Genomic DNA, 20628 nt, shown 5'->3' on the forward strand with positions numbered 1-20628 from the left:
GCAACCCGAAGGGCCGGGCCCCTTTTGCCGCCAGCCCGCGATGGCGCTTGTTCATGTAGAATGACTACACTACAAAATCGCCATCACGAGCTGGCAACAAAATTGACTCCGGCGCGGTTGTGAAGAGGCCATGAATAGGCTCCAAGGTGTAAGAGACTGTTGATACTCTTGAAGTCCTTGATGCGGCGTAAGGTTTTGCGTCCGGGTGCAGCAGCTGGTCGGCAGGGCAAGAAATGCGAGAGAGGTGAAATATGGCAGCACAACAGCGGCAAAGTCTCTCCGGGCCGGCGGGCAATCTTGAGGCCGTGGTGGAACAGGGTAGTGACACGCCCTCATTTGTCGCCATTGTCTGCCACCCGCACCCCCTGTTTGGTGGCACCATGGACAACAAGGTGGTGACCAGCCTGAGTCGCCTGGCCCGGGACCAGGGCGCGGTGGTGGTGCGTTTCAACTTCCGCGGCGTCGGCGAAAGCCAGGGGGCCTATAGCGACGGCATCGGCGAAACCGAAGATCTGCTGGCGATACACAGTTGGCTGACTCATACCTGGCCGGATCTGCCCCTGTGGCTTGCCGGTTTTTCCTTCGGCAGCTTCGTGGCCGCCCGCGGGGCGGAAATACTCAAGGCCAACGGTATGCCTGCCCGGGAGCTGTTGCTGGTAGCGCCGCCGGTACACCATTATCCCTTTGATGATATCGAGCAGACCGGTTGCCCGGTGACTGTGGTCCAGGGGGACGATGATGAAGTGGTCCCGGCGGAGCAGGTGTTTCGCTGGGCAGAAGCGACGCCGTTGGCGCCGGATTTAATCCGTTTCCCGGATTGCGGCCACTTCTTCCATGGCAAGCTGGTAGAGCTGAAGCAGGCCGCCGCCAGCCATTTGCCTGGCTGACAACCTTGTCAGTCCCCTTTGGCGACGCTACATTGCCCCGTCCGAGCAGCAGGCCCCGAGACCCATGACGCCTCTTGAGCAGTATAAAGCCGACCTTCAGCGCGAAGATTTCTTCCAGGACCCCGCCCAGGAAAGGGCGGTGGCAGAGCTGGATGAGCTCTATCACCGGTTGCTGGCAGAGCCCGTCGGTGGGGGCTTTCTGTCACGTTTCCGCAAGCCCCGTACCCTCACGGGGCTGTACATGTGGGGTGGCGTCGGCCGCGGCAAGACCTACCTGATGGACGTGTTCTTCCAGGCGTTGCCGTTCAAGGAAAAACGCCGCATGCACTTTCACCGTTTCATGCAGAAGGTGCATCGGGAAATGCGTGAGCGCCAGGGGGAAAAGAATCCGCTGGTCAGCATCGCCCGGAAATTTGCCAGTCAGGCCCGGGTGCTGTGTTTTGATGAGTTCTTCGTCACTGACATCACCGATGCCATGATCCTGGCCGGGCTGATGGGTGAGTTGTTTGCCAATGGCGTGACCCTGGTGGCGACGTCCAACATCGAGCCTGATGGCCTCTACAAGGATGGCCTGCAACGGGCGCGCTTCCTGCCGGCCATCGAGCTGCTCAAGGAATACACCAAGGTGCTCAACGTGGACGGCGGCAATGACTACCGTCTGCGGCTACTGGAGCAGGCCGAGTTGTACCATTGTCCGCTGGGCAAGGCTGCTGATGCGTTTCTCCGCGAACGGTTTCATACCCTGGAGCCGGATCATTCCCGCCACCGTGACCACGGCAATGTGCTGATCGAGGGGCGCAAGATCTCCTCGGTCATGTGTGCTGATGACGTGGTCTGGTTTGAATTCAAGGCTCTGTGTGATGGGCCGCGCAGCCAGACCGACTACATTGAAGTAGCGCGGGAGTTTCATACCGTGCTGGTCTCCAATGTGGAGCAGATGGGGGCCGGTAAGGATGATATGGCCCGGCGTTTTATCAATCTGGTGGATGAGTTCTACGATCGGGCCGTGAAGCTGGTGATTACCGCAGAAGTGCCCATCGAAGACATCTATGCCGGTGGCCGTCTGGATTTCGAATTCGAGCGAACCCGCTCCCGCCTTCAGGAAATGCAGTCCTCCGAATATCTGGGCCTCGAGCACCGGGCCTGAGACCGTTTTCGTCATTGGCCGGAATTGTCATCGCTGCCCAGCGGTGAACATTTCGGTCATTGCCCGCTGGCAGGCTAAGTGCACAGAATGTGGCATTCTTTGCCCCGGCCGAGCCCGGTATCGGGGCCACCCCTGATAACCTGATACCGGAGAGCATGATGATTCCCCGTACGTTGTTCAGTTCCGACCATGAAACCTTCCGCGATACCGTGCGCAAATTCCTCGAAAACGAGGCTGTACCGCATCATGAGGAATGGGAGCAGACCGGTGTTGTGCCGAAAGACGTCTGGCTGAAGGCGGGTGAGCAGGGCTTCCTGTGCCCCATGGTCGAAGAAGAGTACGGCGGTATCGGTGCCGACTTTCTCTACAGCGTGGTGATTGGTGAGGAAGTGTCCCGCCTGGGCCTGACCGGTATCGGTTGGGGCCTGCATACGGAAATCGTGGCCCCCTACATCGAGCACAATGGCTCCGAAGCCCTGAAGCAGAAATACCTGCCGAAAATGGTGACCGGTGAAATGATTGGTGCCATCGCCATGACCGAACCGGGTGCCGGTTCAGATCTGCAGGGCGTGAAGACGTCTGCCGTGAAAGAGGGCGATCACTACATCCTCAACGGTTCCAAAACTTTTATTACCAACGGCCAGAATGCGGATATCGTGATCGTCGTGGCGAAAACCGATCCGGCCAAAGGTGCCAAGGGCATCAGCCTGTTTGTGGTAGAAACCGACTCTGAAGGCTTTGAGAAGGGCACCAACCTGAAGAAAGTGGGCATGAAAGCCCAGGACACCTCCGAGCTGTTCTTCCAGGACGTGAAAGTGCCGGCGGAGAATCTGCTTGGCGAAGAAGGCATGGGCTTTGTCTACCTGATGCAGGAACTGCCGCAGGAGCGTCTGGGGATTGCCATCGGTGGTCTGGCCATGGCGGAATCCGCTCTGGAACACACCATCAATTATGTGAAAGAGCGCAAAGCGTTTGGCAAGCCGGTTGCCGCCTTCCAGAACACCCAGTTCAAGATTGCCGAAATGCACACCAAGCTGGAAGTGGCCCGTGCCTACGTGGATCGCTGCCTGGAGCTGCACCTGAAAAAAGAACTGGATATCCCCACCGCTGCGGCGGCCAAATATTACATCACCGATTTGCAGTGCGAAGTGATCGATGAGTGCGTGCAGTTGCATGGTGGTTACGGCTATATGTGGGAGTATCCGGTGGCGCGCATGTTTGCCGATTCCCGCGTACAACGTATTTATGGTGGCACCAATGAAATCATGAAGGGCATCATTGCCAAGGCCGTTCTGGCTGACTGAAACCAGCGGCATGATCGCAAATGAAAAGGGCAGCATTCGCTGCCCTTTTTTTGTTTGTCTCTGTTCTAATGAGAAAGGCTGAGAAAGCGTCGTTCCTTGCTAGAGTCGCGGCCTTTTGTGTATAAGTGGACTGCTGATCTTTTAATCATTATGACAGCACTACTTTGCGAGGAAGAGGGAGAGAAATCATGAAAAAAACAGGTGCCGTTCTTGTCGGTTCCGCATTGAGCCTGGTTGTCGGGCACGCGGCGGCAAGTGGTTTTTCCGTGTCCTATCAATCCGTGTCTGCTATGGGTACCGCGTATGCCGGTGCCGGTGTGCTGAGCGAGAACGCCTCTAATCAATGGTACAACCCGGCTACCCTGGCAGGGCTGAAGCAGGCAGAGCTTTCTGCTGCAGCTCATCAGGTGTGGGTCGATACGACGTTCGAAGCTGATAATGACGGCAGCTTTGCAGGTTTGATTCCCCAGTCAGGCGTTGGACCTGGTGATTTCGAAGACGTGGAGCCTTTCGTTGGTAGTCTTTTCCTGGCTGTCCCGCTCAGCGACATGATGACTTTCGGTTTGGGCGTGAATGCGCCGTTTGGAACCAAAATCGAGTACGAGAAAAACTGGGGTAATAGTTATCTGACGCCTCTGGGCCCCATTACTGCTGGGGACTTGTACTCAACAGAATCAGACCTTAGAACGTATAATATTAATCCGTCACTTGGTGTTCAGCTGACTGACTCTCTGAGTGTAGGGCTGGGCCTGAGTTACCAGCGACTGGATGCGGATATTCGCAACGCCGCGACTCGTCTTGAAGGTGATGATGATAGCTACGGCTGGAATCTTGGGCTGACTTACAGCCCGGATGACAATAACCACTTTGGTGTCGCCTATCGTTCCAAAATTGAATATGACGTGGAAGGCGATATCACTTTCAGTCAGCTCGGTGCTAACTTGACCAATTTCCAGGCAGGTGCGCCAGTTGTCGCGGCTGGAACCTATGAAGGCGAGGCTTCCATTGATCTGCCGGCATCGTTGCAACTGTCTTATGCGGGTGACCTCTCTGATCGCACTCAGATCCTGATGGGTGTTGAATGGATGGAGTGGAGCAGCCTGGACAAGTTGGAGGTAGAGAGCGATCAGCTTGCGTTCAACCCGACCGAAAATTTCGACTGGGAAAACACCGTGCGCTACTCCCTTGGCGTCCGTCATGCCATGAATGAAACTACCGTGCTGCGTGCCGGTGTGGCGAAGGAAGAATCCACTCAGGGCACTGATAATCGCTCGGCGATCTCTCCGGATTCCGACCGCGTTTGGCTGACTCTGGGCGCTGGTTTCACCCCGGTGGAGAACATGACCATCGACGTGGGTTATGCGCATATCTTTGTGGAAGATGCGGATATCAACCGAGCGGATAAAGGCGCTCAGTTGAAAGGTACCTATGAACTGGATGCGGATGTGATTGGCGCGCAGCTTAGCTACCGCTTCTAATCCCTTGCTACGTTCCAGCAAAAAAGGCCCTGCTTGCAGGGCCTTTTTTATGTTTGCTATGCACTCGGGTAAGGGCGGTAAAACCTTCCCGACAATGTAGGGTGAATTAGCCGCAGGCGTAATCCTCCATGTTTGAATTCCGTACCGTGGCTGCCGAGAGAAGGTGGATTACGCTCAGGCTAATCCACCCTGCGTTTCCTTCGATCTCAGCAGTGTTGCGGTCAGGGCCGGCGCCAGCGCGGTAGCCATGGCCTGATACCCCTTGATGCTCGGGTGGTAGCCGTCTTCGGCCAGCAGGGCCGGGTCGTCCATTGGCGGATAGCTCAGATAGATAAAGTCAGCGGGCCGCTCCCGCGCCCTGGATGGCATCCAGTTGTCTGGCCCGCCAGCCCAGCAGCTGGCGCAGGGGCGAGGGCAGGGCGGTAAAGCGGTGCATGGGCGGTACGCTAAGCAGGTACAGGGGGCCTGGCAGTCGGGCGTTCAGGGCCAGCAACTGTTGACGGTAACGGCGCCTGGGTGTCAGCCCGGTGGTGTCATTGACTCCCATGCTCAGCAGAATGGCGTCCGCCTCCGGTAGCTCGATGGTTTTCAGGTTGTCCAGCAGGGCCTGCAGGCGGATACCGTTAATGCCATGGCTGTGCCAGCCAATGGTGTGAAGGCTTTGCTGCTGTAGCTGCCGGGCCAGTTGGCTGGCCAGGCCATCTTGATGATGCGCCACGCCCACCCCCGCAGCGGTGGACTCGCCGATCACCAGCAGTCGCCGTGTCGGCTCGCCGTCACCGTACTGGCCGTGTTGTGCACCGCCGGCTTCCGGCAGGCGCGGGGTGGTACGGCGGGTCCGTTTGCCCTGCCAGACCAGCAGCGGGGCAAGCAGGGCGGTGCTGAGCCAGAAGGGCAGGTGCATGGGCTATCCCACAAACATTTTCTTGGCCAGCGGCAGGCCTTTCAGGCCGCTGACAGCAACGGTGGTCAGCAGGCCGCCGATCATGGCGCCGACCACCCCGCAGGTCATGATGTCCTGGCCGGTCAGGTACAGGCCGGGGAGGCGGGTCTTGGGTTTCAGCCAGTCCTGTTCAAACCGTTGTGGCGTGTGGTCCAGCCCGTAGATTTCGCCTGTGCTGTAGCGGCAGAAATAGTCCGTGGACAGTGGCGTGGACAGTTCGTAGTAATCCACCTTGCCACGCAGGTGCGGCATTTTCTCATAGAGCTTTTCCAGCAGGCGCTGGGCATAGGCTTCCTTCTTCGCCTCGTAATCCTCGCCGCGTTTCCCCCAGGGTTGGTCCGCCCAGTCCTGATACCACTCGAATGGCCCCGGGGCCACGATCTCGATGGTGGCCCGGCCCGGGTAGCGCTCTGTGAAGCTGGGGTCCTTGGCGGAGGGAAAGGAAATATAGGTGAGCGGAATATCGTGGCTGTCCGGGGCGGCGAGAAAACTCTCAACCTGACCGCGGTAATCCGCGCCCGGGTAAATCCAGAAGTTGGTTTTCGGCAGCTTCAGGTTTTCCGCGGTGTCCTGCAGGCCGATATACAGGCAGACGCTGGCCATGGAGCGTTGCACCTGCCCCAGTTTGTTTTGATAGAAGGCTTTGTGAGGAGCGCTCTCCGGCAGCAATGGCCCAAAGGTGTTGAAAACGCCGGCGTTGCTGATCACGGCGGGGGCGTGGATGGCCTGGCCGTCGGCCATGCGCACGCCCACCGCCTTGCCATTGTCGATCAGGATTTCCTTCACGTCTGCATAGGTGAAGACTTCGCCACCGCCTTGCTGGATCACCGGAATAATGGTCTTGGCCATTTCCGAGGCGCCGCCCACCGGGTAGTAGCCACCGTAGAGGTAATGCCGGGCGATCAGTGCGTGGATGATAAAGCTGGAGTCATCGGGCACCAGACCATTGTCGCCCCATTGGCCGGTGAGGGCGGCAATCAATTCCTGGTTGCCGGTGAGGGTTTCCAGTACTTCCCGGGTGGTGCGATTGAGAAAGTCGGGAGCCTTGCGGCGAGCAAGATGCCGGAACGGCCGGGCCAGCAGGTTCGGCAGTATCTTGGCCAGCGTCACCCCGGGCATGGCCTTGGCCACCTGGGAGAGGTAATCCAGATAGCTGTCGATGGCCTGCTCTTCGCCGGGAAACTGGGTTTTCAGTTCGTTGGCAAAGGCCTTGGGCCCGGCGACCAGATCGATCTGCCGATTGCCAATAAACAGGCGGTCGTAGTGATCGTCCATGGCCGCCCATTGCAGTTTGCTGTCGGTGACGTAATCGAACAGGCGGCGGGCCAGAGTGTGTTTGGCGCCCATATCGCCGATGTAGTGCACGCCCACATCCCATTCGTAGCCGTTGCGGTCATAGCTGTGGGTGAAACCGCCGGCGGTATAGTGCTGCTCCAGCACAACCACCTTCTTGCCCATTTTGCTCAGACAAGCGGCGGCGGTCAGGCCGCCGATACCGGAGCCGATGATGATGGCGTCATAGGGGCCATCGAGGCGATTGGCCCGATAACGTCGGCCAACGCGCAGGGTGCTCGGTGTGGGGCTGCTCATGGGGTGGGCTCCTTGTTGGAACGTTCAATGCTGCCGTCCAGCAGCAGAGCGGTGATGCCCGCTGCCAGTTGCGGTTCGGTGTCATGGCCGGGAAGGTGGCCGTCGATGGTCAGTTGCGACAGCCCGTGCACCAGGGACCAGGCGGCGGCGGTCAGCAGGGCCAGGGGCGCAGCTTTCAGGTAACCCCTTTGCTGGCCGTTTGCCACGGTGTCTTCCAGTACCTGGAATGCCGCCAGCCCGGCCTGATCCAGTCGCGGGTGGGCGCCACGCGGCAACACTCGCCCGCCGAACATGAGTCGGTACAGGTTGGGCTCCTCCCGGGCGAAGGCTACGTAGGCCAGGCCGATGCCGATCAGGGCGCTGCGGCTGTCTTGCTGGTCCACGGCCAGCAAATGCTGACGCAGGGTCTGGAAACCGCTGATCGCCAGTTCGGCCAGCAGGCTTTCCCGGTCGGCATAGTGGCGATACAGCGCCGGCGTGCTAACGCCGATCTGCCTGGCCAGGGCGCGCAGGCTGATAGCGCTGTCGCCCTGCTCACGAACAATGGCCAGGGCCTGCTCATGGGCCTGCTGATAAAGGTCGCCGTGGTGGTATGCCGTGCGTGCCATGGTTTCTCATTTGCCGAAGTTAACGCCGTTAACATTGCATGAGCAAGACTGTATCGTCAACGGTTCTATGCGGGTCGCTTGGTAGCTCCGGAGCTGCTGTAGGAACGGAGCGTAGCGGGGTAACGCACGTATTTCCGTGCGGCCCGAAGGGTGAGCGAAGCGAATAACACCTCTGGAGGCGCGAACCATGCGCTAGCGTGGAAATCGCCCGCGGGCGATCAGGGATGTCAGTGCTAGGCAGGTTTCAGGAAGAAGAGGGTTTTTGAAACCGCTGTCGCCTCGCTGCGCTCGGTTCGTCCCCAGGATGGGAACACCTACCGTCGAGGCGGAGGTGTATTGAGGCCTTCAGCTGTGACGCACCGCGCCCGGGCATTGGGCGCGGCGGGCTGTTGATGTCAGGGCGCCGGGTAGGGGAAACGGGTGTGGATGGCCTCCAGGGCCTTTTCCAGGTCCCGGTCCCAGGGCAGGTCCACGCTCTTCAGGTTTTCCTCCAGCTGGGAAAGGCTGGTGGCGCCGATGATATTGCTGGCCACAAAGGGGCGGGTAGTGACGAACTGCAATGCCAGTTGGGTCGGGCTCAGGCCGCGTTCCTCTGCCAGTTGGCAGTAGGCCTCGGTGGCTGCGCTGGCCTGGTCGTTGGTGTAGCGGCTGAACTGTTTCACCTCTGTCAGCCGGGCACCTTTGGGCCACTGGTTGTTGCGGTATTTGCCGGTCAGCATGCCGAAGGCCAGGGGCGAGTAGGCCAGCAGATCGACGTGCTCGCGATGGGCGATTTCCGCCAGGCCCACTTCAAAGCTGCGGTTAAGCAGGGAGTAGGGGTTCTGGATGCTGGCCGGCGGTGCCAGGCCGATCTTCTCGGCTTCGCGAAGAAAGCTCATGGTGCCCCAGGGGGTTTCGTTGGACAGGCCCCAGTGGCGGATTTTGCCGGCATCCACCAGTTCCTTGAGCGCAGCCACGGTGTCGCTGATGGCGATGCCGTCTTCCCCGTCGCGATGCTTGTAACCCAGGCGGCCAAAGTAGTTGGTGGTGCGCTCCGGCCAGTGCAGCTGATAAAGGTCGATGACATCGGTCTGCAGGCGCTTGAGGCTGCCTTCCACGGCCCCCTGCAGGCTGTGGCGGTCGAATCGCGGGCCGCCGCGTATATGCTTTACATAGTCGCCGGGACCGGCGGCCTTGGTGGCCAGGATCACCTTGTTACGGTTGCCGGTGCGGGCGAACCATTCGCCAATGATGGTTTCCGTACGGAATGAGGTGTCCGGGCTGGCTGGCACCGCGTACATCTCGGCGGTATCAAAAAAATTGATGCCGTGGTCCAGGGCCATATCCATCTGGGCATGGCCTTCCTCCGCCGTATTCTGGCTTCCCCAGGTCATGGTGCCCAGGCACAGGCTGCTGATTTTCAGGTCAGTGCGTCCAATACGGCGGTATTCCATGGTGTACTCCTTGCAAAGGGGCCGGTAGGCACGGGTAGAATAGGCGCCAATCTCATCATGCTGCCTGTTGCGGCACAATGGTGGGAACTGACCTGCAGCCAGGCAGTAAACGACATGACAACAAAAGCCCCCGAACCGCTTGTGTTCTTTGGGGGGCTTGGGTAGAATTCGCGCTCTCTTGCCCGGCGGAACTGACGCCGGCGGGTGTTTGCTACCCGTAACATATTGAATTTAGGGCAGAATTCCATGAAGACCTACAGCGCAAAACCGGAAAGCGTAAAGCGCGACTGGTATGTGGTAGACGCCTCCGGCAAAACGCTGGGTCGGTTGGCGACCGAAGTCGCCAGCCGTCTGCGCGGTAAACACAAGCCGGAGTTTACTCCACACGTCGATACCGGTGATTACATCGTCGTAGTCAATGCCGATAAAGTGGCCGTTACCGGTAACAAGGCAAATGACAAGATGTACTACCGTCACACCGGTTACCCGGGTGGCCTGAAAGAAGCCAACTTCTCCACTCTGCAGGCCGAAAAGCCTGAAATGATCATTGAGAAGGCGGTGAAGGGCATGCTGCCGCGTAACCCTCTGGGTCGCGCCATGTTCCGCAAACTGAAAGTTTACGCCGGTACTGAGCATCCGCACACCGCTCAGCAGCCGCAGCAGCTGGAAATTTAAGGGGTTTATTGATGGCAACTGTAGAAACCAACTACGGAACCGGTCGCCGCAAGACCTCTTCCGCTCGCGTTTTTCTGCGTCCGGGTAGCGGCAAGATTTCTGTTAATGGCCGCCCGCTGGATGTTTACTTCGGTCGTAAAACCAACCAGATGGTAGTTCGTCAGCCGCTGGAACTGATCGAAGTGACCGACAAGTTTGATGTGCTGGTTACCGTAAGCGGTGGCGGCAACAACGGTCAGGCTGGCGCCATCCGTCACGGCATCACCCGTGCGCTGATGGAGTACGATGGTGAGCTGCGTGGTCAGCTGCGTCGTGCCGGTTACGTGACCCGTGATGCGCGTGAAGTTGAGCGTAAAAAAGTGGGTCTGCGCAAGGCGCGTCGTCGCCCGCAGTTCTCCAAGCGTTAAGCTTTACAACAGCTGTTCACAAAAAAGCCCAGCAATGCTGGGCTTTTTTGTGTTCAAATCAGGCGTTTAGCGACTCTGGCCGGGGAATAACCGGTTGTCAGGTGTGGGCTTTTTCTTTACCATTTGCGCCGCCTTACTCCGCCCGGAGCGCGAGGTAGTACCTCGAGTCTCGGACTATTCCCGAGCGTGGGATCTAAGGGGAGAATAACTGAATGAGCAACGACGGCGTTAATACCAGCCGCCGCACCTTCTTGATCGGCTTGACCTCGGCTATTGGTGCCGCAGGTGCAGTTGGCGCGGCTGTTCCTTTTGTGAAATCCTGGCAACCCAGTGCCAAAGCCAAGAATGCCGGTGCGCCGGTAACGGTGGATATTGGCAAACTGGAGCCCGGTCAGCGTGTGGTTGAGGAATGGCGAGGCCAGCCCGTGTGGGTGGTGCGTCGTACCGACGATATGCTGCAAACCTTGCCTCAGCTGGAAAACAAGCTTAGTGACCCTGCGTCTGAAGCTGACCAGCAGCCTGCCTATGCGCAGAACGAGTGGCGCTCTATCAAGAAAGAGCTGCTGGTGCTGATTGGCACCTGTACCCATCTGGGGTGTTCGCCGTTGTATGAGGACGAGCCTACGGTGGAGCTGGAGCACGGTGGTTTTTTCTGCCCCTGTCACGGTTCCAAGTTTGATCTGGCCGGTCGCGTCTACAAGGGCGTGCCCGCACCCACCAACCTGGTGGTGCCGCCGCACTCCTATCTGAGTGAAGGTGTCATCATTGTGGGTTCTGAAGAAGGGGAGACCGAGGCATGATGGGATTGGTGAATCGTGTTGTCGACTGGGTAGATGCCCGTCTGCCCGTGGTGGACGCTTACAAGCGCCACATGTCCGAATACTACGCCCCGAAGAACTTCAACTTCTGGTACTACTTCGGTGTGCTGTCGCTGGTGGTCCTGATCAACCAGCTGCTCACCGGTATCTGGCTGACCATGTTCTACTCCCCCAGCGAAGGTTTTGCCTCGGTGGAATACATCATGCGTGATGTGGAGTGGGGCTGGTTGATCCGTTACATGCACGCGGTAGGGGCGTCCGCCTTCTTCGCGGTGGTCTATATCCACATGTTCCGTGGTTTGATGTACGGCTCCTACAAGCCGCCGCGGGAACTGGTGTGGATCTTCGGTATGCTGATCTACCTGGCGCTGATGGCGGAAGGTTTCCTCGGCTATGTGCTGCCCTGGGGCAACATGTCCTATTGGGGCGCCCAGGTGATTATTTCCCTGGCCGGTGCTATTCCCTTTGATCTGTTGCCGTTTATCGATGCCGCTGAAGCGAAGGAAATCGGTGAAGGCCTGACGACCTGGGTACGTGGTGACTATCTGCTGTCCACTGCGACGGTGAACAAGTTCTTTGCCCTGCACGTGGTGGCGATTCCCATCGTTCTGCTGGCTCTGGTGGTACTGCACATCCTGGCGCTCCACGAAGTGGGCTCCAACAACCCGGATGGCGTGGAAATCAAGCAGAACAAGGACGAAAACGGTATCCCGGTAGATGGCATTCCGTTCCACCCCTACTACACCGTGAAGGACCTGCCCGGCGTGATCGTGTTCCTGATGATCTTTGCCGTGGTGATCTTCTTCTTCCCGGATGGCGGTGGCTACCTGCTGGAGAAGCCGAATTTCGAGCCGGCTAACCCGCTGAAGACGCCGGATCATATTGCACCGGTATGGTATTACGGTCCTTACTACGCGATGTTGCGTGCCGCGACCCTGGATATCATCATGCCTGCCAAGGCCTGGGGCCTGGTGGCTATGGGTGGTGCTATCGTGATCCTGTTCGTGATCCCCTGGCTGGATCGCCACCCGGTTCGCTCCATCCGCTATCGTGGCTGGTTGAGCAAGCTGTTCATGACGATCTTCGTGTTGGACTTCCTGATGCTGGGTTATTTTGGTACTCAGCCGGCGACTCCTGCTAAGACCATGATGGCTCAGTTCGGTACGATCTATTACTTCAGCTATTTCCTGTTGATCATGCCGTTTGTTCACAAATTCGAAAAATCCAAGCCGGTTCCGGAACGGGTAACGGGGGGTCACTGATGAAGAAATTAGCGGTCGTTCTTTTCAGCTGCCTGCCGTTGGTCGCCTTCGCGGCCGGTGGTGGCAAGAGTGAGTATGAAGTACCGGCACCGGTCAATCTGCAGGATAAAGTGAGCCTGCAGAATGGCGCCAAGCTGTTTGTAAACTACTGCATGGGCTGTCATGGTCTGCAGTATCAGCGCTACAGCCGACTGGCTGAAGATCTGGAAATTCCGGAAGAGCTGGTGCAGGAAAAACTGAATTTCACCACCGACAAGGTGGGTGATCAGATGCGTACAGCCATGGCATCGGAAGATGCCAAGGCCTGGTTCGGCAATGCGCCGCCGGATCTCACCATGGTAACCCGTTATCGTTCAGAGGATTGGGTGTATTCCTACCTGATCAACTTCTACGAAGACGAGTCTCGTCCCTTCGGTTACAACAACCGGGTGTTCGAGAACGTGGGCATGCCCCATGTGATGGCAAGCCTGGAAGAAGAGCTGAGCGAAGAGGAGTTCAAGCAGGAGATGGGTGATCTTACCAATTTCCTGGCTTACACCGCGGAGCCGGTTCGTCCCCTGCGTGAGCGTCTGGGTGTGTATGTATTGGTGTTCCTGGGCATTCTGCTTGTCCCGGCATACCTGCTCAAGAAGGAATACTGGAAAGACGTGCACTAACGATTAGTGCCCCTTTTCAGCGTTGAACAGGGTATCCGTGTAAGCGGTTACCCTGTTTCTGTTATAGCTATTTGTGCGGAGATGATTCGACCATGGGTGTGGTGACCAAGCGTTCTTCAATGACTTTCTTTTCTTCCCCGGAAGATCATTACAGCCATCGCGTACGTATCGTGCTGGCGGAAAAAGGGGTCACAGTCGATATCGTTGATGTGGACAATAACAGCAAGCCGGAAGATCTGGCGTCGCTGAACCCTTACAACGAAGTGCCTACCCTGGTGGACCGTGAACTGACCCTGTATCAGTCCACGGTCATCATGGAATACCTGGATGAGCGTTTCCCGCATCCGCCGTTGCTGCCGGTTTACCCGGTAGCCCGTGCCCACAGCCGTCTGCTGATCCATCGGGTCGAGCGTGACTGGTGTGGCCACGTTGATGCGATTCTGGCCGGTGAAGAAAAAGAGGCCAGCCTCAACAAGCGTCGCAAGGAACTGCGCGAAGCGATCATTGCCACTGCGCCGATCTTCAGCGAGCTGCCGTACTTCATGAGCGAAGAGTTCACTCTGGTGGACTGTGTGGTTGGCCCCATCCTGTGGCGGTTGCCGGCCCTGGGTATCGAGCTGCCGGCCAAGCAGGTCAAGCCGTTGCTGGATTATGCCGAGCGTCTGTTCGATCGTGATGCCTTCCAGGCCAGCCTGACCGATGCCGAGCGCGAACTGCGCAACCCGCTGTAATCATGTCTGATATGTCCCCCAATCGCCCGTATCTGATACGGGCGATCCACGAGTGGATCTGTGATAACGGCCTGACCACCCACCTGGCGGTGAATACCTCCTATCCCGGTGTGGAAGTGCCTCAGGACTTTGTTCAGGACGGTCAGATCGTCCTGAATATTGCGCCTAGGGCAGTGACGCAGTTTATTGCCGGCAATGACGAGATTACGTTCTCTGCTCGTTTCGGCGGCATGCCCATGACTATCCGGGTGCCGGTGAACGCGGTGGTAGCGGTCTTTGCCCGTGAAAACGGCCAGGGTATGGCCTTCGATCCGGCTGAGACGCCTCCCGAGCCGCCGCCCCCGGAACCGGAAAAGGACGACAGCAAGGGAAAGGTCAGCCATTTGAAAGTGGTGAAGTAAAAAAACCGGCGAAAGCCGGTTTTTTTAGCTACGAGCTACGAGCTACGAGCTACGAGCTACGAGCTACGAGCTACGAGCTACGAGCTACGAGCTACGAGCTACGAGCTACGAGCTACGAGCTACGAGCTACGAGCTACGAGCTACAAAAAAACCGCACCCTTCGGGCGCGGTTTTTTTTGGGGGGGCAGCGCGGGCTCGGCGTTCCGGTTGGGGAGGGCCTTTCTTCGTGTTGCGGCTTGAAGCTTGTCGCTTGCAGCTGCTCTTTAGTCGATATACTCGATAATCTTCACGATCTTCTGCACACCGTAGACTTTCTGCACCTGTTCGACGACCGCAGTAGCCTCTGCGTGGGTCAGCAGGCCCATCAAGTAGACTACACCGTTTTCTGTTACCACTTTGGTGCGCCAGCCGGGTGCATCGCCGTTGATCAGTAGTCGGCTTTTGACCTTGCTGGTCAGCCAGGTGTCATTGGTCCGTGCCAGAAAGGAGTTGGACCCCACCACCTGCAGTTCGTTGTGCACATGGCGGACATGACGAACCTTCTCGGCGATATTTCCGGCCTGAGTCTTCAGGTCTTCGCTGGCTACCTGGCCGGCAAGCAGGACGTTGCCGTTGTAGCTCACCGTCACAATGCGTGACTCGTCCAGCTCGGCACTGGCCCGGGCCAGATTCACTGCGACCTTGCGTTCAATATTGCCGTCCTCGACAAAGGCCCCAAAGGTGCGTTTGCCGTGATTTTGGTCGACTGGATCATCGGACATGCCCTTGGACAGGGAGACACAACCGGTGCTGGTAACAAGCATCAAGAACAGAGTCAGAATGCTGCTCAAACGGGTGAAGCGTGCGGCCATTTACTGGCCTCCAAAGAGTTGCTGGTCGATGTAATCGCACAGGGAGTGAATCACCAGCAGGTGAACTTCCTGAATGCGGGCGGTGGAGGTGGCGGGCACCCGGATCTCGATGTCGTTGGGGCCATACAGGTTGACCATTTCGCCGCCTTCCTTGCCGGTCATGGCGACAACGCGCATTTCCCGGTCGTGGGCGGCCTGTATGGCCTGTATCACGTTGGCGGAGTTACCGCTGGTGGAAATGGCCAGCAGGATGTCGCCGCTGCCGCCCAGGGCGCGCACCTGTTTGGAGAAGATTTCGTTATAGCTGTAATCGTTGGCGATGGAGGTGAGTGTGGAGGAGTCCGTGGTCAACGCGATCGCGGGCAATGCAGGACGCTCCATTTCGAAGCGATTGAGCAGCTCGGAAGAAAAATGCTGGGCATCGCCGGCGGAGCCGCCGTTACCACAGGTGAGGATCTTGCCGCCGTTGAGCAGGCATTCTACCATGGCCTGACCGGCCGCCTCGATGACGGTGGGCAGTACTTCGCCGGCCTTGGCTTTGGTTTCGATGCTTTCGGCAAATAATTGCCGGATACGGTCCACGCTCATAATTACCTCATTGTTCTGCGCGTTCGATTATTGGGGCTATTCGCTGTAGAACGCGTTTTGTATCCACTGATAACGGACAGTGTCGTTGTTGTCCGGTTCCATTCCCAGTACATCAAAGCGGCAGGGGCGATCATGGTATTGCGGGTGACGGGCCAGGTAATGCTGGGCCGCCAGGATCAGCCGGCGTTGTTTGTGGTGATCCACGGAAGCCAGTGCACCGCCATGACTTCGGTAGCTGCGCCAGCGCACTTCCGTGAACACCAGGGTGTTGCCGTCCTGCATAATCAGGTCGATTTCACCTTGCCGGCAGCGGAAATTGCGGGCCACAACCTCTAGTCCCTGCTGCGTGAGCCAGTGTGCAGCCTGTTTTTCCGCTTCGCCACCGGAATTTTTGTTACTGCGCGGTAATTTCACGGGTTCTGCTGTTGTTTGCAGGTTCGGCTACCTTGGGCAGGGCGCGTGCCTCGCCATTGATAAAGACGCCCCAGTTCAGTTCGCGCACGATACGTTGCTGTTTCATGCTCAGGCGGCCGGTGACTCCGGGCAGTTCACTGGAGGGCAGGGTGCTTAGCAGGAAAACACGGCTTTGCAATCGATAGGCATCAATGCCCATGGCAAACAGACGCTCGTAGCGGCCGTGGCCTTCGGGCCATTGCTCGTTGCTCATTCGGCGTAGCTGAGAGTCTTCGTTGCTGAGCATCCAGGGCATGTCCACAAAGCGTACCCCGTTCAGGTCCTGGTCGCGCCTCGGGTTGGATTCGCCGCTGTGAACCAGGGCCGTGGAGTAGACCGGCAGATCCTTGGCGTAGTGGAAATTCAGCGCCGGTTTGACCTGGCGTCCCTGGTTGGGATTGGCGAGCAGAAACAGGAAGCCCATATCCTGGCGACGACGTGGCTGGATATCCATGTCCAGGCTGGTGAAGCGGCTCACTGCCTGGCCGCGGCTCTGGCTCTGCGCCACCAGCAGCAGTTCCTTGACGGTGTCGCCCAGAGTGGGGCCTTCCTGGTAGGTACGAGTCACGGTCACGGTACCACCGAGGGATTGCCATTCTTGCGCAAACGCCTGGGCAACCCGTTCACCCCATTCCCCTTCCGGGTAGAGGATGCCGGCCTGGCTTGCGCCTTCGCGAGCACCTTGCAGGGCTATCTGGCGAGCTTCGTCTTCCGGCGCGAGGCCGAACTGGAAGAAATTCTCTGGCAGTTCGCCCTGATCAATATAGTTCAGCGCCAGGGTGGTAACAGGCAGGGTGCCCTGGTTGGCAATGGTGGCTGCCTTGTCCTTGGCCAGCGGCCCGAGGATGAAGTCGGCGCCGTCCTGAACGGCCTGCTGGTAGAGAGCGAGGATGTCGTCACCGCCGGAATCGTAGAAGCGCAATACCGGTGGGTTGCCGTCCTGTTTGTGCCGATAGTAGGCCGTCATGATGCCTTCCTGGAGTGCCTTGCCGGCATTTTTCAGCGGGCCGGTGGCAGGCAGCAGAATGGCAACCTTGCTGGGGCGTTCGCTGACAGCTTTTTCCAGGGCGTCGAGCATATCGGGAACGTCATCGGTGGCCGGGTGGGTGCGCCACTGGGCGCTCCATTGATTCAGCCGGCTGACCTGGGCATCGAGATCGGCGATCGGGTCCCGGTAAAGCTGGGCCAGGGTGAGCCAGCCGAGTAAATCACCACGGCTGTCCTCAATGGCATCGGCCAGTTCGGAGCTGGACAGTTGCATCAGCAGTTGCCAGATCATGCCGTGGTTATAGTCTTGATCTTCATCTTCCAGCAGGGGGTGTGTGGCCACCCGTTGTTGCAGGCTGCCGGTCAGATCACCCTTCATTGCCAGGGCGTCGGCTTTGAGCAGATCCAGCCCTGCCTGTTGCTCGGCGGGATACTGAAGAATGTCATCTTCGTGACGTTGCAGCAGGGCCAGCGCGTCGTCGGGTCGTTGGTCACCCAGCTGGGCGCGACCGCTGAGCAGTATCCAGGTAAACCGTTGTTCGTTGTCCATGGCCTGAGGATTCAGATCGGCGAGCAACTGGCCGGCATCACCGGGTCGCTGCTGATCCAGATAATGTTCCGCCCACTGCAGCGCGGCACCGATGCGTGCATCGGTTTTCATGGTGGCCAGTTGACTGCGGGCAGCGGACAGCGCGGTGGGAGCGGTGCCAACCTTGGCAGCCGACGGCTGTTCATAAACCGTGGTGCGCGTAGGAGTGGTGGTAGAACAGCCGGCGATGACTGCGGCAGCAAGCAGGGCTGCCAAACGGGCCTTTCTGAATTCCATGGCGAGACGTTCGTATTACCAGAATGAAGCCGCTATTGTAGGCGCTTCATTGGAGCCCCACCAGTTGAGTCGTGCACAGATATGAGTGGAACTTTGTATATTGTCAGTACACCGATCGGAAATCTGGATGACATCAGTCGTCGGGCGATAGCGGTACTGGGGGAGGTGGACTGGGTGGCGGCGGAGGATACCCGGCATAGTCAGCGCATGCTGGAACAGTTGGGAATCCGCAGTCGGTTGATTAGTTGTCATGACCACAACGAAAGTGCGCGCAGCGAAGAGTTGGTGGCTCGTTTGCAGTCAGGTGAGCAGGGTGCCTTGATCAGTGATGCGGGCACGCCGCTGGTCAGTGATCCCGGCTATCGTCTGGTGCGCGCCTGCCACCAGGCTGATGTACGGGTGGTGCCGATTCCCGGTGCGTCGGCACTGTTGGCAGCGTTGGCGGCGGCGGGGCAGCCATCTGATCGTTTTCTTTTTGAGGGTTTTGTGCCGGCCAAGGGAGCGCCTCGCCAGCAGGCCATCGAGCGCCTGGCCAAGCTGTCAGTCACAAGTATTATCTACGAAGCTCCTCACCGGGTGCTCTCTTTCCTGGAGGCGCTGAAAGCGTCAGTTGAAAAAGATCGTGAAATCTCGCTTTGTCGTGAGCTGACCAAGCAATTTGAGACGATTCGCATGGGAACCGTGGCTGATATTTGTGACTGGGTGGCATCAGATCGCAACCAGCAACGCGGCGAGTTGGTGCTGGTGCTGTCGCCCGCCGCACAAACCGCAGACTGGAGCGAGCAGGATCAGGCCCTGGCAAAATCCCTGCTCGCGGAACTGCCGGTATCCCGGGTGGCGAAAATCATGGCCGCCCACACCGGGCTGAAGCGGCAGGCGGTGTATGCGCTGTTGGAAGGGATGGGGAAAGAAAATTGATAATTGAGAATGGATAATTAATAACGACGCGGACTGGCGCTTTGCTGTCTTTGAACGCAAGAGGCCGCGACCAATCGTTTGGACGCGGCCTCTTGCGTTTCTGGACTTGGCGCCCTGTTCCGCAAGTTATCAATTATCCATTCTCAATTATCAATTGGTGTTTTTCATTGCCGTCCCCTAAACTCCGCCCCGGATCGGTCAGACAGTCGCTGGCGGCGTAGCCGCTGGAGGAAAGTCCGGGCTCCACAGGGCAGGGTGCCAGGTAACGCCTGGGGGCTACACTGGTGACGGTGTGGCTACGGCTAGTGCCACAGAGAAGATACCGCCTGTTCCCTCCTTTGGAAGGAACCGGTAAGGGTGAAAAGGTGCGGTAAGAGCGCACCGCGCCGCTGGCAACAGTGGTGGCAGGGTAAACCCCACCCGGAGCAAGACCAAATAGGGATCCGTTGGCGTGGCCCGCGCTGGATCCGGGTAGGTTGCTAGAGGTTTGTGGCGACGCAAGCCCCAGATGAATGACTGTCCACGACAGAACCCGGCTTATCGACCGGTCCACCTTTTCAGTATGAGATGCGAGTTGCGAGAAGCGAATACCCGAACCGGGGTTTGCCTTTCGTGACTCGTCGCTCTCGCCCCAAAACGCTTCCTCTTCTTGATCTGAGTCATTATCCAGTGAGGCGATGTCGTCAGAATTGCCGGGCTTACAATCTGGCAGGAGTCCGACATGGCGCAGACCGATACCCTCTATCTCGACAATAATCACGAAGTGCTGCGCTTTTCCGATCTGGTTGTCGGGGAGGGAGTGCAGGCCAACCAGTTCTGCATTCGCCACGGGGACCGTGCTGCGCTGATTGATCCGGGTGGGGATCTGACCTACACCCCGCTAACCATTGCCTTGAGTCGCCGAATCAGTCTGGACGGTCTGGACTATATTCTGGCATCCCATCAGGACCCGGATATTATCGCGTCCCTGCCGCGCTGGCTGATGCACACGCGCAGCCAGGTGGTAGTGAGCAGGTTGTGGTCCCGGTTTCTGCCTCATCTGGCTTCCTCCTATGTGACTGGCAAAATGGGCGAGCAACTACAGTCGCGTATCCAGGGTGTGGCGGACGAGGGCAAGGTGCTGCCGTTTGCTGATACCGAGATCTGGGTGTTGCCTGCGCATTTCCTGCACTCGGTGGGTAATTTCAGCTTCTACGATCCGCTCAGCGGCATCCTGTTTTCCGGCGATATTGGTGCGTCTCTGGGGGGCGAGGAAGGGCAGGTGGAAAACTTTGCCGACCACCTGCACAGCATGACGGGGTTTCATCGCCGTTATATGGCCAGCAACCGGGCCTGTCGACTGTGGGTGGCCATGGTGCGCAAGCTGGCGCCGCGTATGATCGTTCCCCAGCATGGTGGCTACTTTGTGGGGGAGCAGGTGGGGCATTTCCTTGACTGGTTGGCGGCGCTCGAGTGCGGCGTGGACCTGCTGGATAGCCAATCCTATCGCTTGCCCGTGTCCGAACAAAGCTTAACCTTTAATAAGTGAATATAAAAAAAGTTAGTAATAACTAATCCGTCTAACACTTAAAGTGCTTTCTCACCTGCACGTTCCAGCGCTCTGATTCGTCTCGAAACTCCCTCCGTTCGTCTCTTCGTCCATTCCGTGTGACACAGCTAACAGGC

General features: G+C 58.2%; 22 protein-coding genes and 1 other RNA gene. 14 read left to right on the forward strand and 9 right to left on the reverse strand.

The features are described 5' to 3' along the window. Nucleotides 1–251: 251 nt before the first annotated feature. From ACMG4M_RS04725 to ACMG4M_RS04740, 4 genes are all read left to right on the forward strand, one after another. Complete coding sequence (locus tag ACMG4M_RS04725; RefSeq protein WP_272961590.1) at nt 252–887, forward strand: alpha/beta hydrolase; 636 nt, start codon at nt 252–254, stop codon at nt 885–887. A gap of 64 nt (nt 888–951) precedes the next feature. Continuing rightward, nucleotides 952–2034, forward strand: coding sequence for a cell division protein ZapE (gene zapE / locus ACMG4M_RS04730; RefSeq protein ID WP_035248061.1), 1083 nt, complete (start codon nt 952–954; stop codon nt 2032–2034). A 158-nt stretch (nt 2035–2192) separates the two neighbouring features. After that, on the forward strand, nt 2193–3338 hold the full coding sequence (locus ACMG4M_RS04735; RefSeq protein ID WP_339841618.1) for an acyl-CoA dehydrogenase family protein: 1146 nt from the start codon (nt 2193–2195) through the stop codon (nt 3336–3338). Nucleotides 3339–3526: 188 nt separating this feature from the next. Then, complete coding sequence (locus tag ACMG4M_RS04740) at nt 3527–4816, forward strand: OmpP1/FadL family transporter (protein WP_414430791.1); 1290 nt, start codon at nt 3527–3529, stop codon at nt 4814–4816. A gap of 174 nt (nt 4817–4990) precedes the next feature. Here the strand turns inward: ACMG4M_RS04740 and ACMG4M_RS04745 are convergent, their stop codons facing one another. From ACMG4M_RS04745 to ACMG4M_RS04765, 5 genes are all read right to left on the reverse strand, one after another. After that, nucleotides 4991–5185 (reverse strand): hypothetical protein, encoded by a 195-nt coding sequence (locus ACMG4M_RS04745; RefSeq protein WP_414430792.1) that lies wholly within the window; start codon nt 5183–5185, stop codon nt 4991–4993. Next, nucleotides 5154–5720: an SGNH/GDSL hydrolase family protein gene (locus ACMG4M_RS04750; RefSeq protein WP_414430793.1), complete on the reverse strand. Its 567-nt coding sequence runs from the start codon at nt 5718–5720 to the stop codon at nt 5154–5156. Before ACMG4M_RS04750 ends, ACMG4M_RS04745 begins: the two co-directional genes overlap by 32 nt. 3 nt (nt 5721–5723) lie before the next feature. Continuing rightward, on the reverse strand, nt 5724–7349 hold the full coding sequence (locus ACMG4M_RS04755; protein WP_414430794.1) for a phytoene desaturase family protein: 1626 nt from the start codon (nt 7347–7349) through the stop codon (nt 5724–5726). Further along, the gene (locus ACMG4M_RS04760) at nt 7346–7957 is read right to left on the reverse strand and encodes a TetR/AcrR family transcriptional regulator (RefSeq protein ID WP_414430795.1); all 612 of its coding nucleotides are present in this window, start codon (nt 7955–7957) and stop codon (nt 7346–7348) included. The genes ACMG4M_RS04755 and ACMG4M_RS04760 overlap by 4 nt, the downstream gene beginning before the upstream one ends. A gap of 395 nt (nt 7958–8352) precedes the next feature. Beyond that, complete coding sequence (locus ACMG4M_RS04765) at nt 8353–9390, reverse strand: aldo/keto reductase (RefSeq protein ID WP_035248053.1); 1038 nt, start codon at nt 9388–9390, stop codon at nt 8353–8355. Between the two features lie 246 nt (nt 9391–9636). On the opposite strand from ACMG4M_RS04765, the gene rplM reads away from it, so the two are divergent. The 7 genes from rplM to ACMG4M_RS04800 all read left to right on the forward strand — a co-directional run bounded on the left by rplM (nt 9637) and on the right by ACMG4M_RS04800 (nt 14340). Next, nucleotides 9637–10065, forward strand: coding sequence for a 50S ribosomal protein L13 (gene rplM, locus ACMG4M_RS04770; RefSeq protein WP_035248051.1), 429 nt, complete (start codon nt 9637–9639; stop codon nt 10063–10065). 11 nt (nt 10066–10076) lie between these two features. Beyond that, nucleotides 10077–10472: a 30S ribosomal protein S9 gene (rpsI, locus tag ACMG4M_RS04775; protein ID WP_035248049.1), complete on the forward strand. Its 396-nt coding sequence runs from the start codon at nt 10077–10079 to the stop codon at nt 10470–10472. A gap of 212 nt (nt 10473–10684) precedes the next feature. Then, nucleotides 10685–11272, forward strand: a complete 588-nt coding sequence (gene petA, locus ACMG4M_RS04780) for a ubiquinol-cytochrome c reductase iron-sulfur subunit (RefSeq protein WP_035248047.1) — start codon at nt 10685–10687, stop codon at nt 11270–11272. Further along, nucleotides 11269–12552, forward strand: coding sequence for a cytochrome b (locus ACMG4M_RS04785; RefSeq protein WP_084573472.1), 1284 nt, complete (start codon nt 11269–11271; stop codon nt 12550–12552). The genes petA and ACMG4M_RS04785 overlap by 4 nt, the downstream gene beginning before the upstream one ends. Further along, the gene (locus ACMG4M_RS04790) at nt 12552–13208 is read left to right on the forward strand and encodes a cytochrome c1 (protein WP_035248045.1); all 657 of its coding nucleotides are present in this window, start codon (nt 12552–12554) and stop codon (nt 13206–13208) included. Before ACMG4M_RS04785 ends, ACMG4M_RS04790 begins: the two co-directional genes overlap by 1 nt. A gap of 92 nt (nt 13209–13300) precedes the next feature. Then, nucleotides 13301–13939, forward strand: coding sequence for a stringent starvation protein SspA (sspA, locus tag ACMG4M_RS04795; protein ID WP_035248043.1), 639 nt, complete (start codon nt 13301–13303; stop codon nt 13937–13939). 2 nt (nt 13940–13941) lie between these two features. Beyond that, nucleotides 13942–14340 carry a ClpXP protease specificity-enhancing factor gene (locus ACMG4M_RS04800; RefSeq protein WP_035248041.1) on the forward strand — a complete coding sequence of 133 codons (399 nt, stop codon included), beginning with the start codon at nt 13942–13944 and terminating at the stop codon, nt 14338–14340. A gap of 263 nt (nt 14341–14603) precedes the next feature. On the opposite strand, the gene ACMG4M_RS04805 is transcribed toward ACMG4M_RS04800, so the two are convergent. From ACMG4M_RS04805 to ACMG4M_RS04820, 4 genes are read right to left on the reverse strand one after another with little or no spacing between them, the layout of a single operon-like run. Continuing rightward, nucleotides 14604–15191: a BON domain-containing protein gene (locus tag ACMG4M_RS04805; RefSeq protein WP_035248038.1), complete on the reverse strand. Its 588-nt coding sequence runs from the start codon at nt 15189–15191 to the stop codon at nt 14604–14606. Beyond that, nucleotides 15192–15779, reverse strand: coding sequence for a phosphoheptose isomerase (locus tag ACMG4M_RS04810; RefSeq protein WP_007150375.1), 588 nt, complete (start codon nt 15777–15779; stop codon nt 15192–15194). A 36-nt stretch (nt 15780–15815) separates the two neighbouring features. After that, nucleotides 15816–16193 carry a YraN family protein gene (locus tag ACMG4M_RS04815; RefSeq protein ID WP_035248037.1) on the reverse strand — a complete coding sequence of 126 codons (378 nt, stop codon included), beginning with the start codon at nt 16191–16193 and terminating at the stop codon, nt 15816–15818. After that, nucleotides 16174–18045 carry a penicillin-binding protein activator gene (locus tag ACMG4M_RS04820; protein WP_035248035.1) on the reverse strand — a complete coding sequence of 624 codons (1872 nt, stop codon included), beginning with the start codon at nt 18043–18045 and terminating at the stop codon, nt 16174–16176. The genes ACMG4M_RS04815 and ACMG4M_RS04820 overlap by 20 nt, the downstream gene beginning before the upstream one ends. 81 nt (nt 18046–18126) lie before the next feature. Here ACMG4M_RS04820 and rsmI point away from each other — a divergent pair, with 81 nt between their 5' ends. The 3 genes from rsmI to ACMG4M_RS04835 all read left to right on the forward strand — a co-directional run bounded on the left by rsmI (nt 18127) and on the right by ACMG4M_RS04835 (nt 20491). After that, the gene (gene rsmI, locus ACMG4M_RS04825; RefSeq protein ID WP_035248032.1) at nt 18127–18963 is read left to right on the forward strand and encodes a 16S rRNA (cytidine(1402)-2'-O)-methyltransferase; all 837 of its coding nucleotides are present in this window, start codon (nt 18127–18129) and stop codon (nt 18961–18963) included. A 190-nt stretch (nt 18964–19153) separates the two neighbouring features. After that, nucleotides 19154–19519, forward strand: an RNA gene (rnpB, locus tag ACMG4M_RS04830) — RNase P RNA component class A. Between the two features lie 165 nt (nt 19520–19684). Continuing rightward, complete coding sequence (locus ACMG4M_RS04835) at nt 19685–20491, forward strand: MBL fold metallo-hydrolase (RefSeq protein ID WP_035248030.1); 807 nt, start codon at nt 19685–19687, stop codon at nt 20489–20491. Nucleotides 20492–20628: the final 137 nt, after the last annotated feature.

It is taken from the genome of Alcanivorax sp. IL3 (assembly GCF_047495465.1).
In the GTDB taxonomy this organism is placed as follows: Bacteria; Pseudomonadota; Gammaproteobacteria; order Pseudomonadales; family Alcanivoracaceae; genus Alcanivorax; species Alcanivorax jadensis.